General features: G+C 65.4%; 15 protein-coding genes. 5 read left to right on the top strand and 10 right to left on the bottom strand.

Going from position 1 to position 15,629, the window contains the following annotated elements; all coding sequences use genetic code 11:
• From tssD to rpe, 7 genes are all read right to left on the bottom strand, one after another.
• Nucleotides 1-136, bottom strand: a 136-nt coding sequence (gene tssD, locus GQB00_RS20280) for a type VI secretion system tube protein TssD (protein ID WP_165857612.1), incomplete at its 3' end; no start/stop codon positions are given.
• A gap of 370 nt (nucleotides 137-506) precedes the next feature.
• On the bottom strand, nucleotides 507-1,319 hold the full coding sequence (gene trpC / locus GQB00_RS20275; RefSeq protein ID WP_165857611.1) for an indole-3-glycerol phosphate synthase TrpC: 813 nt from the start codon (nucleotides 1,317-1,319) through the stop codon (nucleotides 507-509).
• Between the two features lie 20 nt (nucleotides 1,320-1,339).
• Nucleotides 1,340-2,368 carry an anthranilate phosphoribosyltransferase gene (trpD, locus tag GQB00_RS20270; RefSeq protein WP_165857610.1) on the bottom strand — a complete coding sequence of 343 codons (1,029 nt, stop codon included), beginning with the start codon at nucleotides 2,366-2,368 and terminating at the stop codon, nucleotides 1,340-1,342.
• A gap of 31 nt (nucleotides 2,369-2,399) precedes the next feature.
• A complete protein-coding gene (locus GQB00_RS20265; protein WP_111498165.1) occupies nucleotides 2,400-3,005 on the bottom strand; it encodes an aminodeoxychorismate/anthranilate synthase component II in 606 nt (201 codons plus the stop codon).
• A gap of 10 nt (nucleotides 3,006-3,015) precedes the next feature.
• Nucleotides 3,016-4,503: an anthranilate synthase component I gene (trpE, locus tag GQB00_RS20260; RefSeq protein ID WP_165857609.1), complete on the bottom strand. Its 1,488-nt coding sequence runs from the start codon at nucleotides 4,501-4,503 to the stop codon at nucleotides 3,016-3,018.
• 273 nt (nucleotides 4,504-4,776) lie between these two features.
• Complete coding sequence (locus GQB00_RS20255) at nucleotides 4,777-5,460, bottom strand: phosphoglycolate phosphatase (RefSeq protein ID WP_228276960.1); 684 nt, start codon at nucleotides 5,458-5,460, stop codon at nucleotides 4,777-4,779.
• Nucleotides 5,461-5,462: 2 nt separating this feature from the next.
• Nucleotides 5,463-6,134, bottom strand: coding sequence for a ribulose-phosphate 3-epimerase (gene rpe / locus GQB00_RS20250; protein WP_111498145.1), 672 nt, complete (start codon nucleotides 6,132-6,134; stop codon nucleotides 5,463-5,465).
• A gap of 131 nt (nucleotides 6,135-6,265) precedes the next feature.
• Here rpe and GQB00_RS20245 point away from each other — a divergent pair, with 131 nt between their 5' ends.
• Complete coding sequence (locus GQB00_RS20245; RefSeq protein ID WP_228276971.1) at nucleotides 6,266-7,333, top strand: DUF3530 family protein; 1,068 nt, start codon at nucleotides 6,266-6,268, stop codon at nucleotides 7,331-7,333.
• A gap of 26 nt (nucleotides 7,334-7,359) precedes the next feature.
• Here GQB00_RS20245 and GQB00_RS20240 read toward each other — a convergent pair whose 3' ends face one another.
• From GQB00_RS20240 to GQB00_RS20230, 3 genes are read right to left on the bottom strand one after another with little or no spacing between them, the layout of a single operon-like run.
• Nucleotides 7,360-8,121: a DnaJ domain-containing protein gene (locus GQB00_RS20240; RefSeq protein ID WP_111498143.1), complete on the bottom strand. Its 762-nt coding sequence runs from the start codon at nucleotides 8,119-8,121 to the stop codon at nucleotides 7,360-7,362.
• Nucleotides 8,118-8,822 carry an N-acetylmuramate alpha-1-phosphate uridylyltransferase MurU gene (gene murU / locus GQB00_RS20235; protein WP_165857607.1) on the bottom strand — a complete coding sequence of 235 codons (705 nt, stop codon included), beginning with the start codon at nucleotides 8,820-8,822 and terminating at the stop codon, nucleotides 8,118-8,120. Before murU ends, GQB00_RS20240 begins: the two co-directional genes overlap by 4 nt.
• Nucleotides 8,823-8,824: 2 nt before the next feature.
• A complete protein-coding gene (locus GQB00_RS20230; RefSeq protein ID WP_165857606.1) occupies nucleotides 8,825-9,838 on the bottom strand; it encodes an aminoglycoside phosphotransferase family protein in 1,014 nt (337 codons plus the stop codon).
• Between the two features lie 209 nt (nucleotides 9,839-10,047).
• Here GQB00_RS20230 and GQB00_RS20225 point away from each other — a divergent pair, with 209 nt between their 5' ends.
• From GQB00_RS20225 to rsmA, 4 genes are read left to right on the top strand one after another with little or no spacing between them, the layout of a single operon-like run.
• The gene (locus GQB00_RS20225) at nucleotides 10,048-12,435 is read left to right on the top strand and encodes an LPS-assembly protein LptD (RefSeq protein ID WP_416234173.1); all 2,388 of its coding nucleotides are present in this window, start codon (nucleotides 10,048-10,050) and stop codon (nucleotides 12,433-12,435) included.
• Nucleotides 12,436-12,467: 32 nt separating this feature from the next.
• Nucleotides 12,468-13,802, top strand: a complete 1,335-nt coding sequence (locus tag GQB00_RS20220) for a peptidylprolyl isomerase (protein WP_111498139.1) — start codon at nucleotides 12,468-12,470, stop codon at nucleotides 13,800-13,802.
• Nucleotides 13,799-14,800 (top strand): 4-hydroxythreonine-4-phosphate dehydrogenase PdxA, encoded by a 1,002-nt coding sequence (gene pdxA / locus GQB00_RS20215; RefSeq protein WP_165857604.1) that lies wholly within the window; start codon nucleotides 13,799-13,801, stop codon nucleotides 14,798-14,800. The genes GQB00_RS20220 and pdxA overlap by 4 nt, the downstream gene beginning before the upstream one ends.
• Nucleotides 14,793-15,584 carry a 16S rRNA (adenine(1518)-N(6)/adenine(1519)-N(6))-dimethyltransferase RsmA gene (gene rsmA / locus GQB00_RS20210; RefSeq protein ID WP_165857603.1) on the top strand — a complete coding sequence of 264 codons (792 nt, stop codon included), beginning with the start codon at nucleotides 14,793-14,795 and terminating at the stop codon, nucleotides 15,582-15,584. The genes pdxA and rsmA overlap by 8 nt, the downstream gene beginning before the upstream one ends.
• Nucleotides 15,585-15,629 lie beyond the last annotated feature (45 nt).

The following is a 15,629-nucleotide window of genomic DNA, read 5'->3' as shown; positions in this document are numbered from 1 at the left end:
GGTCGAACTGCTGGACCAGCACTTCGTCTTCGTGGCCTTCGACGTAGATGTTACCGACCGAATCGGCGGTGAAGGCACCGGCGGTGATGTTGCCCTGGGTCTGGCCTTCGATGCTGATATAACAAGGAGTTGGCATGGGGTCTGCTCCGTGACGTGGAGGGGGTGTCAAGCTACTGCGTTCGTGGCGCTTGAAAACCCCTCTTGGCGATTGAATAAGTGATTCCCTTCGCAAAGGGTCCACTCTGAGAGACAAGTCCTGTGCCAGAAAAAGAAAGGCCAATAAAAACAGATCTCTAACGCCATTCCACTCGATTCACCCACCGGTCGCCGGGCAACAAGTTGCTCAAATCGAGCAAGATCTTGCTTGGTTGGGCGAGATCTTGCTCGCCGAACGGTGGCGTGGGGCCTGTTGGTGAAGGGTGACGCGTGGGTCGTTTCTGATCGTCCGGTGACAACGGCGTGATTCCGGCCGCCGGGTGGGCGAAGACCCGGCGGTCACGGAGACGTTAGAAGAACAGCTCTTTGAGCTTCGCGCCGGGATCCGGCGCCCGCATGAACGACTCGCCCACCAGAAAGCCGTAGATCCCGTGGCCGGTCATGGCGTCCACATCCTCGCGGGTCAGGATGCCGCTTTCGGTGATGGTCAGGCGGTCGTCCGGAATGCGCTTGTGCAGCTCGAAGGTGGTATCCAGAGAGACGTCGAAGGTGTGCAGGTCGCGGTTGTTGATGCCCACCAGAGGCGTGTCCAGGGTGAGGGCTTCGTCCATCTCTTCGCCGTTGTGGACTTCCACCAGCACGTCCAGGCCGATCTCACCGGCAATGCCGGCCAGCTCCTGCATCTGGTCTTTGGTCAGGCAGGCGGCGATGAGCAGGATGCAGTCGGCGCCGATCATGCGGCTTTCGTACACCTGATAGGGCGCTACCATGAAATCCTTGCGGATCACCGGCAGGCTGCAGGCGGCGCGGGCCTGTTGCAGGTAGTCCTCGTGGCCCTGGAAGAAATCGTGATCGGTGAGCACGGACAGGCACGCCGCCCCGCCGGCTTCATAGCTCTCGGCGATGGCACCCGGCTCGAACGGATCGCGGATCACGCCCTTGCTGGGCGAGGCTTTCTTCACCTCGGCGATCACCGCCGGCGTCTGACGCGCGATGCGCTCACGCAGGGCGTCGGCGAAGCCGCGGGCCGCCGGCGTATCCGCCGCCCGGGCGCGCACGTCGGCCAGCGGCTGGCGACGCTGGCGCTGCTCAATCTCTTCCCACTTGCGATCGACGATGCGGCGCAGGATCGTGGGGGTGCGGTCGTTGGCGGATGCACTCATGGCAAAACCTCGGAAGAATCTCAGAAACAGTGGGAGAAGTCGGCCAGCTCGGTCATCTTGCCCTTGGCCAGGCCGCTGCCGATGGCGTCCAGCGCGAGTTCGACGCCTTCCTGCATGGAACGGGCGAGGCCGGACACGTAGATGGCGGCGCCGGCATTGAGGGCGATCAGGTCGCGGGCCTTGTCGGCGTTCTCGCTGTGGCCGATGCCGAATGCGGCGTTGATCAGCTCCAGCGAGGCTTCGGAGCTGTCCACGCCCAGGCCCACCAGGCTCTGGCTCTTGATGCCGAAGTCTTCCGGGGCGATGTCGTACTCGGTGATCTCGCCGTCTTTCAGTTCGGCGACGTGGGTCTTGTTGGCCAGGCTGATCTCATCCAGGCCGTCCTTGGAGCAGACCACCATGATGTGCTCGCTGCCCAGGCGGTGCAGCACTTCCGCCATGGGGCGACACAGCCGCTCAGTGAAGACGCCGATGACCTGGCGTCTGACGCCGGCCGGGTTGGTCATGGGGCCGAGGATGTTGAACAGGGTGCGCATGCCCAGTTCCTTGCGCGGGCCCACGGCGTGCTTCATGGCGCTGTGGTGCGCCGGCGCGAACATGAAGCCGACGCCGATCTGCTCGATGCAGCGGGCCACCTGTTCGGGCGTCATCTCCAGGTTGATGCCGGCCTTTTCCAGCAGGTCGGCGCTGCCGCTTCGGGAGGACACCGCGCGGCCGCCGTGCTTGGCCACGGTGCCGCCGGCGGCGGCCACCACGAAGGATGAGGCCGAGGACACGTTGAACAGGTTGGCGCCGTCGCCGCCGGTACCGACGATGTCCACCATGTAGTCGGCGTTGACGGTGACCTTGGTGGCCAGCTCGCGCATCACTTCGGTGGCGCCGGTGATTTCGTCGATGGTCTCGCTCTTCATGCGCAGGCCCATCAGCAGGGCGCCGATCTGGGCGTCGGTGGCCTCGCCGTTCATGACGATGCGCATGACGGACTTCATTTCCTCGGTGGTGAGGTCCAGGTTCTCAGCGATGCGGTTCAGTGCAGCTTTGATGTCCATGGGGCTCTCTCTTGTCGTTATCCGTCGGCGCTCAGGCCGCCTGGGTCGGCGTTGCGGTGGGCTCGCGCAGGAAGTTGCGCAGCAGCTCGTGGCCCTGCTCGGTCATGATGGATTCCGGGTGGAACTGGACGCCCTCGATCGGCAGCGTCTTGTGGCGCACGCCCATGATTTCCTCCACCGAGCCGTCCGGGTTGCGGGTCCACGCGGTGACTTCCAGGCAGTCCGGCAGGCTGTCCTTGTCGATCACCAGACTGTGGTAACGGGTAGCTTCCAGCGGGTTGTTGAGGCCACGGAACACGCCCTTGTCGGCGTGGAACACCGGGGAGGTCTTGCCGTGCATGACCTGGCCGGCACGGATCACCTGCCCGCCGAACACCTGGCCGATGGACTGGTGCCCCAGGCAGATGCCGAGGATCGGCAGCTTGCCGGCGAAGTGGCGGATCGCCTCCATGGAAATGCCCGCCTCGTTGGGCGTACAGGGCCCCGGCGACACCACCAGACGCTCCGGATTGAGCGCTTCGATCTGCTCGACGGTGATCTCGTCGTTGCGGTAGACGTGGACGTCGGCACCCAGCTCGGCGAGGTACTGCACCACGTTGTAGGTAAAGGAGTCGTAGTTGTCGATCATCAAAAGCATGATGCAGCCCTCAGCGGTCAAATTCGTTCAGTGCCATGCCCACCGCGCGGAAGATGGCGCGGCCCTTGTTCATCGTCTCCTTCCATTCGAGACGCGGCACTGAATCGGCGACGATGCCCGCGCCGGCCTGGATGTGCAGGGTGTCGTCCTTGATCACCGCCGTGCGGATGGCGATCGCTGTGTCCATATTACCGTTCCAGGACAGGTAGCCGACAGCGCCGCCGTAGACGCCGCGCTTGACCGGCTCCAGCTCGTCGATGATCTCCATGGCGCGGATCTTGGGGGCGCCGCTGAGGGTGCCGGCGGGCAGGGTGGCGCGCAGCACGTCAATGCAGGAGGTGTCGGGCTTCAGGCGGCCGGTGACGTTGGAGACGATGTGCATGACGTGGGAGTAGCGCTCCACCGCCATTTTCTCGGTCAGGCGCACGGTGCCGGTTTCCGACACGCGGCCGGCGTCGTTGCGGCCCAGGTCGATCAGCATCAGGTGCTCGGCGATCTCCTTGGGATCGGCCACCAGCTCGGCTTCCAGGGCGCGGTCCTCGGCTTCGGTGGCGCCGCGCTTGCGGGTACCGGCGATGGGGCGCACGGTCACCTGCTCGTCCTCGACGCGCGCCAGGATCTCCGGCGACGACCCGACGATGTGGAAATCGCCCAGGTCGAGGAAGTACATGTACGGCGACGGGTTCAGCACCCGCAGCGAGCGGTACAGGTTCAGCGGCGGCGCGGCGAAGGGAATCGACATGCGCTGGGAAATCACCGTCTGCATAACGTCGCCGTCCAGCACGTAGTTCTTGATGGTGTCGACCGCGTCCTTGAAGCGGTCCTCGCTGAAGCCGGACACGAAATCGGTTTCGTCCACCTGGGTGCCGCGCAGGGCGTCCGGCGTGACCGGGGCGTCGACGCTGGCGTGGTGCAGCCGATCTTCGAGGGCGTCCAGGCGCGCTTCGGCCGCGGCCAGCGCGTCGGTTTCGCCCGGGTCCGCGTGGACGATCAGGTGCAGCTTGCCGCGCAGGTTGTCGAACACGACCACTTCATCGGACACCATCAGCAGGATGTCCGGCGTGCCGATGTGGTCCGGAGGGCAGGAATCTTCCAGACGCGGTTCGATGTAGCGCACGGTGTCGTAGCCGAAGTAACCCACCAGACCGCCGTTGAAGAGCGGCAGGTCGGGGAGATCCGGTGCTTTCACGCGGGCCTGGTATTCCTCGACGAACGCCAGCGGGTCCTCGCGGGTGAAGCGTTCGGTGGCCTGGTCGTTGCGGAACAGGGTGATGTCTTTGCCGCGCACTTCCAGCCGTTCCCGGCAGGGCAGGCCGATGATCGAGTAACGGCCCCATTTTTCGCCGCCGGTGACGGATTCGAAGAGGTAGGTGTAAGGGCCGGTCGCCAGTTTGAGATAGGTGCTCAGCGGCGTGTCCAGGTCGGCGAGGACTTCGCGCTGGACGGGAATACGGTTATAGCCGGCCTGTGCCAGCTCGGTGAACTGTTCGGGCGTCATGGATCGGTTTCCTGAAATCTGATCTGCGGGTACCGCCACAGGCGACCGGAGTCGGTGCACCGTGGGGTGGTTTCAGGCCGGCATGCTCACGCGAGCACCGACCGGGCTGAGGGGATCAGCCGGTGCGCCATCGCCACCATCGAGTCGCACGCGTGCTCAGCACATTGCGCGATTTTGCAGTCAGTTTCAGTCCCCGCACGGCAGGAAAGCTCCGAAGGTGAGAGTGGAGCGGGCCCGTTACTGGAAGCAGGCCCGACAAAAGTTAGAACGAGGTTACAAAAGCTCTTCGAGCGAATCAACCACTCGATCCGCTCCGGCGTCGTCGATGTTGGCGCCGTGGTTGTAGCCATAACGCACCGCGGCCACCGGGACACCGGCCCGTTGCGCCGCCAGGATGTCGTTGATGGAGTCGCCCACCATCAGCGTGGAGGCCCTGTCGCCGCCCAATTGCTCAATGGCCAGGTGCAGCTGCGCCGGGTCCGGCTTTTTCACCGGCAGGGTGTCGCCGCTGATGGTGGTGTCGAACCAGTGGTCCAGGCCCATCTTTTCCAGCAGCGGGCCGGTGAAGGCGCCGGGTTTGTTGGTCACCACCGCCAGCCGGGCGCCGGCCTCGCGCAGGGCCATCAGGAACGGCACCACGCCGTCGTAGACCCGGGACATGTGGCCGTTGAGGCCGGTATAGGCGTTGAAGAAGCGCTCCTGGGCATCGTCGAACGCGGCGTCGTCGATGGCCGGGCCGGCTTCGTGGTCGAAGCGGCCGGCCAGGGCGCGGCGCACCAGCACGCCGGCGCCGTTGCCCACCCATTGGCGGACCCGGTCGTCGCCGGCCGGGTCACGGCCCAGGCTTTCCAGCATGGAATCGATGGCGGCGGCCAGGTCCGGCGCGCTGTCCACCAGCGTGCCATCAAGATCGAACAGAACGGTACGTGGCCACTGGCCCTGAAACAGTGTTTTCATGTTCAGCGGCTCAGGGCGATCTGCTCACGCATGGCCTGGATGGTGGCCTGGTAGTCGTCGGTGTTGAAGATGGCGGAGCCGGCAACGAACGTGTCGGCGCCAGCGGCGGCGATCTCGCGGATGTTGTCGACCTTGACGCCGCCGTCGATTTCCAGGCGGATGTCGCGGCCGCTGGCATCGATGCGCTGGCGCGCCTCACGCAGCTTGTCGAGTGTGCCCGGAATGAACTTCTGGCCGCCGAAGCCCGGATTGACGGACATCAGCAGGATCATGTCGAGGCGGTCCATGACGTAGTCCAGGTAGTGCAGCGGGGTGGCCGGGTTGAACACCAGGCCCGCCTTGCAGCCGGCGTCCTTGATCAGTTGCAGGGAGCGGTCGATGTGGCCGGACGCTTCCGGGTGGAAGGTGATGTAGCTGGCACCCGCGTCGATGAACATCCTGATCAGGTCGTCCACCGGGCTGACCATCAGGTGCACGTCGATGGGCGCGGTCACGCCGTGCTTGCGCAGGGCTTCGCAGACCATCGGACCGATGGTCAGATTGGGCACGTAGTGATTGTCCATGACGTCGAAGTGCACGATGTCGGCACCGGCGGCCAGGACGTTATCGACTTCCTCGCCCAGTCGGGCAAAATCGGCAGACAGGATCGAAGGGGCGATCAGATCGGGCTGCATGACAGGTCTCTCTCGGGAATTTGGGTTCTTCCGGGCGGCCAGGGTTACGATGATGGCGAATACGGCTCCCTGGCAACGGTGGGTCAGTTTATCAGTTTGGCTGGGGATATAAGAGGGTGATTGTGCGTACGATGCTGACGGAACGCCGTGTCTGGCTGATGGTGGCGCTGCTTTTGTGGTCTCTGTCGGGGCTGGCGCAGGAGCCGGATGCCGAGTCGGCACCGGAGGGCGCCGCGGCCGACTCGGCCGGGAACGGGAATGACGATAGCGCGCCGGAGAAGCCGGTTGAGCGTCCCTTCGTCTCCGTCGGACTGGGTCAGGAGGCGCTGGCTGCCCAGCGGCCGGAACAGGCGGTGTGGCTGGACGCCGGTGCAGGCGGTCGCGTGTTGGGGCTGCTGGAGCGGGAGTCCGGCAGTGAAGCAAAGGGCGCCGTACTGGTGCTTGCCGATGAAGGCCAGAGCGCGGATACGGCGTTGGCCGGTGCCTTGCGCGAGCCCCTCGCCGAAGCCGGTTGGGCGACCATGAGCCTGGGGCTGGAGTCACCGCCCTATCCGCTGGTCAGGGCCCGGCGTGAGCTGCTGCGGCTCGACCAGATGCCCAAGCCGCGTGAAGTGGCCGCCGGTGACGCCCCGGCACAGGACGGCGCGGGTGAGGGCGACGCCGACGCCGCGGACCCGGCGCCACCTCAGGCCCAGGGCGAGCCTCAGGCCAACGAGGATTCGATCATGATCGATGTGATGGCCAGGGACGATCTCGACCAGCTCCGCAACGCGTACCGGGAACAGATCCAGGCCCAACTGACAGCGGCCATCACGCACCTGCGTGGGCAGGGGTACTCGCGGGTGGCGCTGGTGGGGGTCGGTCACGGCGCGGCGCTGGCCAGTCGTGTGGCGGCCCAGGGTGTTGGAGCCGGCCCTGGGGAGCCCGCGTTGCTGGTCTGGGTGGCGCCCCGGCTGGACGACGACGATCTCGGCGCGGTGGGCGGCGCTCCCCGGCTGCGTCTGCTGGACCTGCGCTCCAATGCGTCGGCGTCGGACGCGCGCAAGGCTCAGAAAGGCCAGTTGAAGCGGTCCGGGATGCCGGGGTATCAGCAGCAGGTGTTGGCGATGGCATCGCCGCCGGCCTCGGCGGATGCCGCTCTGGTGGCGGGGCGGGTCAGTGGCTGGTTGCGGCGAACCCTGTCGCCGCCGGCACCCTGATGCCATTGAGCCGCATGGTCGCCGGCTCAGTGGCCGCGAAACTTCTCGCGGCGCTTGATCAGGTCCCAGGCCAACTGATAGCGGTGCAGGCGTTCCTTGGCGAGCGCGTATTCCTTGTCGCTCAGGCCCTGGCCGAGCTTGTCCGGGTGACATTCCGACACGCGGCGGCGGTAGGCGCGCTTCATCTCCTGCAGGGACGCCTGGCGACTGACGCCCAGCAATTTACAGGCGGATTCGAAACTGGTCGGCGCCGGTTGCAGTTCGGGTCGCCGGATCCAGAGCTTGCGCGCGTAGTGCTCCATCACGATGTCCAACGCTTCTACCGGTAACCCGAGTCGGTCGATGGCGTCCTCGCAGCGATGGCGGCGGGCTTTGCTGGGTTGTCCATGTAGCTGGGCGGCGTGGCTCAGGCAGAACAGGATCTGGATGGCCGGGGCCGGCCACAAACCGAGTGTCAGGCGCAGCCGCAAACCGCGCTGATTGGCGAGCGGGTCGGCCAGCTTGCCTTTGTGGAAATGGGCGATGGCTTCCTTGCGATGGCGTTCGGACAGCAGCAGCGCCTTCATCAGGCTTTCGGCAAAGCGGATGTCGGTCTCCGTGACCCGGCCGTCGGCCTTGGCCACGTAGCCCAGAAAATAGAACAGACTGCGCCGGCACCAGCCGGGCAGGCGCGTGCGCTGCAACAGCGTCTGGGCCTGCAGGCCGCAGGCGTTGAACTCCTCCAGCAGCTCGTAGAACTTGTGCTCCAGGCGACCGGATTGCTGCAGGCCGGAGGTGCGCTCGCTCATGATCGGGCGCCTCCTGCCTGGGCTTCGCCGTCGGCCGACAACTGGCGGTCCAGGTGGGCCAGGCGTTCCGGTGTGCCGATGTCCTGCCAGTCGCCGCGGTGATGGACGCCGGCCACACGGCCCTGCGCCATGGCGTCGCGCAGCAGTGGGGCCAGCTTGCGGAAGCCGGGGGCGAGGTTCTCGAACAGGCTGCGGTGCAGCAGGCTGATGCCGCTGAACGTGAGCGTCGGCTGGCCGGTATCGTGCACGCGGCCGTTTTTATCCAGGTGAAAGTCGCCCTGCGGATGCTGGGGCGGGTTGTCGGTCAGCACCAATACGGCCTGGTCGCCGGGCGAGGGCTGCAGGCGGGTGAGATCGACGTCGCTCCAGATGTCGCCGTTGACCACCAGGAACCATTTCTCATCGTCGGCGGTCAACGTGTCCAGCGCCTGGCGGATGCCGCCTGCGGTTTCCAGCGGCTCCGGTTCGGGCGAATAGTGGATCGAGACCCCGTAACGGGCGCCATCCCCCAGCGCCGCGATGAGCTTGTCGCCTAACCAGGACGGATTGATCACCAGCTCGCGGAAACCGGCTCGGGCCAGCTTGTCGATCTGGTGTTCGATCAGGGCGCGGCCGCCGGCCTGGAGCAGGGGTTTGGGCGTCTCCAGGGTGAGCGGTCGCATACGCTCCCCCTTGCCGGCAGCGAGAATCATGGCTCTCACGATTAAGCCGCCTGATCGTCAAGCAGGGGGATGACCCGGTTGCCCAGCCAGTCGTGGAAGTGGCGCAGTGCGGGCTGGCGGGCACTGGCTTCCAGCAGGTAATTCACGGTGCGCGGGATATCGGCCAGGTAACCGGGCTTGCCGTCGCGTATGTAGAGCCGTGCGAAGATGCCGGAGGCCTTCAGATGGCGTTGCATGCCCATCAGCTCGACCCACTGGCGGAAGGTTTCGGCGTCGGCGTGGTGGATGCCGGCGGCCAGCGTCTGTTGGCGGAACTGCTCGACCCAGCGACTGATGCGTGCTTCGGGCCAGCGGATGTAGCAGTCCTTGATCAGCGACACCAGGTCGTAGGTGACCGGGCCGCGTACGGCATCCTGGAAATCGATGATGCCCAGGTCGCGGTCGTCGTCCAGCACCAGCAGGTTGCGGGAATGGTAGTCGCGATGCACGGGCACCTCCGGCTGGGCCAGGGCGGCTTCCTTGAGCAGGGCGAAGGTCGTGTCCAGCAGGCAGTGTTCCTGGTCGCTCAGGGTCAGGCCCAGGTGGCGCTCCAGAAGCCAGTCACGGAACAGGGCCATTTCCCGGTCCAGCAGGGCTTCGTTGTAGGTTGGCAGCGGGTAGTCCGGCGTTTCGCGGGTGGCCTGAATGCGGGCCAGGGCGTCCAGGGCGATGCCGTACAGGTCCTCGGCGTTGTCTTCGGTCAGGTGATCCAGCAGCAGGGCGTCGCCGAAATCGTCCAGCAGCAGGAAGCCCTGCTCCGGGTCCTCGGCGTGGATTGCCGGGACGTTGACGCCTTGCTCACGCCAGTGCCGGGCGATGGCGACAAAGGGGCCGGTGTCCTCCTTTTCCGGAGGCGCATCCATCACGATCCGCGTGCAGGCGGTGCCTTCGGGGGCTCCGGTGACCCGGAAATAGCGGCGGAAGCTGGCGTCGCCGGAAACGGTCACCGGTTCGGTCTGTTCGAACCCCGGTTGGCGCCGCACCCAGGCGGTCAGTGCTGCAAGTCTGCTGTCCATGAAAGCGTTGTCTGTTCTGAGTGGAAGAGGGCCGACGATTGTCGTGCGATGCGCACAGTATCCGTCCCACGGAAAATATCAGAAGGCGCCGGTGGCGGCAAAAGCTGTTGATCCCGGACGTCGACGCGCGTTGGTTGCGTCGTTAACAAGCCTGTCCGGGGCGTGTAAACTACCGGCGGCCTTCAAGACAGTACGGGACCCGAATGATCGTGCCATTGCTACCCTCGACTAAAACGCGTAACCGGATTGGCAGTGGCCAGGTGTGGATCGGGGTCCTCGCCGCCTCGGTCGTCAGCGCCCCGGCTGGCGCCCAGACCGCCGCCGAGATCGACTGGCGTCCGCGGAACCTTCTGCCCGAAGCCCAGCAGGAAACCCTGCCGGCCTATTGCGCCGGCGGTTACGTGCAACCGGATCTGGGTGATAGCGGCTCGCCGCTGTTCGACAACGGTAGCGGCAGCAACACCGAGTTGCCCATCGAGGCCAGTGGCCTGTCCGCCCGTTATGAAATGGACACCCGCCTGGTGCTGGACGGCGACGTGCGCCTGCAGCAGGGCACCTTCAGCGCCCAGGGCAGTCGCGCCACCTACGATGAGACGTCCGGCGTGATGGCGCTGGACGGCCCCATGGTCAGCCGCGGCCAGGGCTTTCTGATGACCGGCGACTCGGCCCGCTATGACGCCAACAGCGGCGAAATGCAGGTCAACTCCGCCACCTTCCTGATCCACGAGTCGGAAATGCGCGGTCAGGCCGAGCACCTGGCCCGTCCCAGCGACAACATCGTCACTATCCGGGACGGACGCCTGACCACCTGCTCGCCCCAGAGCAACGCCTGGGCCATCGTGGCGTCGGACATCGAACTGGACCGGGCGGAAGGCTTCGGCACCGCCACCCACGTGCGCCTGGAAGTGCAGGATATCCCGGTGTTCTACTGGCCCTACGCCTCGTTTCCCATCGACGACCGCCGCAAGACCGGCTTCCTCTACCCGGCGTTCGGCACCGCCAACACCGGCAGCGGGCTGTTCATGTCCGTGCCCTATTACCTGAACCTGGCGCCCAATTACGACGCCACGCTCACGCCCCAGTACATCCATGGCCGCGGTCTGTTCAATGAAGTGGAAGGTCGCTACCTGAGCGAGTACGGCGAATCCGTGCTGCAGCTGGGCTACATCAACGACGACGAAGACTACGTGGACGAAAACCCCGGTGAGGACGGCAGTCGCTGGGGGCTGGACTTCACCAGCCGGGCGCGTTTTGGCAGCGGCTGGAGCGGCTACGCTGACTACTCGGTGATTTCCGACGACGACTACCTGAGCGACCTCAACCGCACCCTGGAGATCAACGAGGCCACGCACCTGACCCGCCGCGCCGGGGTTAGGTACAACGACAGAAACCAGTACTTCGAAGCGTACGCCTACGGTTACCAGACCATCGACGAGGACATCAGCGACGCCAACAAGCCCTACGCGCAGCTGCCGGAGATCCTGTACGACGCCAATTACCAGTGGGGCGTGGTGGAAACCAACCTGGAATCCCAGTACACCTACTTCTATCGGGACAACAGCGATCTGTCGGGCGTCGATCGGGCCAACGGCCAGCGCGTGCGACTGAGTCCGGAGCTGGCGCTCGATTTTCGCAAGATCTGGGGCTATTCGCGGCCGTCCGTCACGCTGGACTACACGCACTACGCACTGGAAGACTATACCGTCGACGGCGATAGCAGTATCGACCGCTCCATCCCGGTCTACGAGTGGGACAACGGCCTTTACTTCGACCGTCGCGACACCTTCTTCGACATTCCCTATAACCAGACGCTTGAGCCGCGCCTGTACTACGTTTACTCCGAGTACGAGGATCAGAGCGACATCCCGGACTTCGACACCGGCCTGAAGGACTTCAGCTTCGACAACCTGTTCAGCCCCAACCGCTTCAGTGGCGGTGACCGGGTGGCGGACAACAACCGCCTGACCGCCGCGGTGACCACCCGTTTCAACGATCTGGATACCGGCATCGAGCGGGCCCGCTTTAGCATCGGGCAGGTCTACTACTACGACGAACGCCAGGTCAGCCTGGACGGCGACGGCGCCGATACCCGCAGCGACTCGCCCCTGGCCGGCGAAGCGGTTCTGCGCCCGCTGGAGAACCTGGACATCCGGGTGTCCGGTCTGTGGGACCCGCGCGAGCGCCAGACCGAAGAAGGCCGCAGCCAGCTGGTGTTCCACTCCGACGATTACCAGTATCTGGCGACCCTGGGACACACCTACGATCGCGGCGATCGGGAGCAGATGGATATCGGCGCGGTTTTTCCGGTCTCAGACCACATCAGTCTGATTGGCCGCTGGCTGTATGATTCCCAGGAGGATCGCACGGCCGGCTCCCTGGCGGGCATCGAATACACTGACTGCTGCTGGAGCGTGCAGTTGGTCAGCCAGAATTACCTGACGGATGACAGCGAGCTGGAAAACCGCATCCTGTTCCAGATCCAGTTGAAAGGACTGGGCGGCAGCGGTGGCTCCAGCGATCGGGTCTCCGATGCGATCTATGGATTCAACGAGCGTGAAAGCCGACGCTTTGGCCGGAGCGGTTCCAGCACCTACTGAAACCCTTCGGAAACTGGACTACTGAGGTGAATATGAAGGCATTCCCGCGCCTGTGCGCACGTGTCATGGCCCTGCTGGTTTTCGCGGTGGCCGCCCAGACGGCAATGGCGGAACGCAAGCCGCTGGACCGGGTGATCGCCATCGTCGACGATGGCGTCATCCTGCAATCGGAGCAGGACAGCCGCGTACGCACGGTCAAGGCCCGCCTCAACGCGCAGGGCACCTCGCTGCCGCCGGATAACGTGCTGGAAGAGCGCGTGCTGGACCAGTTGATCCTGGACTCCATCCAGCTGCAGATGGCCGAGAAGATGGGCATGCGCATCAGCGATAACGAGCTGAACGACACCATGCAGAACATCGCCCGCCGCAACAACATGACGCTGGCCCAGTTCGAGGGTGCTCTGGCCAGCGAGGGCCTGACCTACCGCGAGGCGCGCGAGCAGATCCGCCGCGAGATGATCATCAGCCGCGTCCAGCAGCGCCGGGTGGACAACCGGGTGCGGGTAACCCAGCGTGAGGTGGATAACTTCCTGCAGTCCCAGGCCGGTCGCGAGAACAGCGGCGTCGAATACCAGCTGGGTCACATCCTGATCGCGGTGGACGATTTCAACGACGAGGCGGAAGTCGACGCGGCCCGCGCCAAGGCGGAAGCACTGCGCCAGGAGATCGCCGACGGCAAGGACTTCCAGCAGGTGGCGGTGGCCGAATCCGACGGTGCCAACGCCCTGGAGGGTGGCGTGCTGGGCTGGCGTACCGAGAACCAGCTGCCCTCGCTGGTGGTAGACGTGGCCCCGGAGCTGGCCGTGGGTGAGCCGTCCCAGGTACTGCAAAGCGGCAGTGGTTTCCACATCGTGACGGTGCTGGACAAGCGCGGTGGCGACACCGGCAAGGTGATCGAACAGTCGAAAGTGCGCCACATCCTGATTCGGCCTTCCGAGGCGCTGACCGACGCCCAGGCCCAGGAGAAGATCAACGAGATCTACGAGCAACTGGAAGACGGTGCCGACTTCGCCGAGCTGGCGCGGGAATTCTCCGATGACGCCGTCTCCGGCTCCGACGGCGGCAACCTGGGCTGGGTCAGCCCGGGTGAGATGGTGCCGGCTTTCGAGCAGGCCATGAACGACGCCCGGGTGGGCCAGCTGAAAGGCCCGTTCCGCTCCCGCTTCGGCTGGCACATCCTGCAGGTTCAGGAGCGCCGCCAGAAAGACATCGGCGACCAGTTGAAAGAGAACGAGGCGCGCCAGGTGCTCTACCGCCGCAAGTACGAGGTGGAGCTGCAGAGCTGGCTGCGCGAGATTCGTGAAGAGGCCTATGTCGATATCAAGACCGCCGGCGCCGGCAACGACGGAGGTGCGGACGCATCATGAGCAAGCCGCTGACCCTGGCCCTGACCGCTGGCGAGCCCGCCGGCATCGGGCCGGACCTGTGCCTGCAGATCGCCCAGCGCGAGCGGTCGGCGGGTCTGGTGGTGGTGGCCGACCGGGCCCTGCTGGAAAGCCGTGCTTCGCTCCTGGGGCTGACCGTCTCCCTGCACGACTGGCGCCCGGGTGAGCCGGCGGCGACCGGCGCCCGCCAGCTGTCAGTGCTGACGGTGCCGGGCTTGCAGAGCCGCGATGCCGGGCGGCTCGACGTCGACAACAGCCGCTATGTCTTGGCCACGCTGGAAGCCGCCGCCCGCGGCTGCCTGGACGGCACTTTCGATGGCATGGTGACGGCCCCGGTGCACAAGGGCGTGATCAACGACGCCGGCATCGCCTTCAGCGGCCACACCGAATTCCTGCAGGACCTGTGCGGCGTTGACCGGGTGGTGATGATGTTGGCCACCGAAGGCCTGCGGGTGGCGCTGGTCACCACCCACCTGCCGCTCAAGGACGTGGCGGCGGCCATCACGCCCAAGCGCCTGAGCCAGGTGACGCGTATCCTGCACCGCGATTTGCAGACATTCTTCGGGCTCCCGGACCCGCGCATCCTGGTGGCCGGCCTTAATCCCCATGCTGGGGAAGGCGGTCATCTGGGACGTGAAGAGCTGGACGTGATCGAGCCGACCCTGGCGGACCTGCGCCAGGAGGGCATGACCCTGACCGGTCCGCTGCCGGCGGACACCCTGTTCACGCCCCACTGGCTCAATCAGACCGACGCCGTGCTGGCCATGTACCACGATCAGGGCCTGCCGGTGCTCAAGTTCAAGGGCTTCGGCAACGCCGTCAACATCACCCTGGGGCTGCCCATCGTCCGCACCTCCGTGGACCATGGCACCGCCCTGGACCTGGCCGGCAAGGGCACCGCAGACGCGGGCAGCCTGCGCACCGCCATTAACACCGCAATCGAGATGGCGCATTGTCGCCGGGAACAGAACCATGTCTAAACCGGCCGGCCATCAGGCCCGCAAACGCTTCGGCCAGAATTTCCTGCACGATCCGGGCGTGATCGAGCGCATCGTCAGTGCGATCCATCCCCGCCCTGACGACGTCATGGTGGAGATCGGTCCGGGGCTGGGCGCGCTGACCGAGGAGCTGTTGTCGGTCAATCCGGCGCTGCAGGTAGTGGAACTGGACCGCGACCTGATTCCGGTGCTGCGGACCAAGTTTTTCAATTACCCTGAGTTCCGCATTCACGAGGCGGACGCGCTCAAGTTTGATTTCGCCGAACTGGCGGCGGACAAACCGCTGCGGATCGTCGGCAACCTGCCGTACAACATCTCCACGCCCCTGATCTTCCACCTGCTGGGGCAGGCCGGTGTGGTGCAGGACATGCACTTCATGCTGCAGAAAGAAGTGGTGCAGCGGCTGGCGGCGGTGCCGGGGGACCGGCACTACGGACGCCTGGGCATCATGGCCCAGTATTTCTGCCAGGTGCAGCCGCTGTTCGACGTCGGGCCGGGTGCGTTCAAGCCGGCCCCCAAGGTGGATTCGGCCATCGTCCGCCTGGTGCCGCACCGGGAGCTGCCGTTTCCGACGCAGGACCTGAAGCTGTTACAGTCGGTGGTGAGGACGGCCTTCAATGCCCGGCGCAAGACGCTGCGCAAGGCGCTGGGCGGGTTGGTCAGCGCTGACCAGCTGCAGTCACTGGGGATCGATGACGGCTTGCGGCCGGAAAACCTGGCGCTGCAGGATTATGTCCGGATTGCCGATCATCTGGCCGGGCAGTAACCCGGGCCGGAATCGCCGAACCCGAATCGACAACACCGAACCAGA

The sequence above is a fragment of the Marinobacter sp. JSM 1782161 genome, assembly GCF_011421605.1.
Lineage (GTDB): Bacteria > Pseudomonadota > Gammaproteobacteria > Pseudomonadales > Oleiphilaceae > Marinobacter_A > Marinobacter_A bohaiensis.
This window is presented reverse-complemented; position numbering and strand designations above follow the sequence as displayed.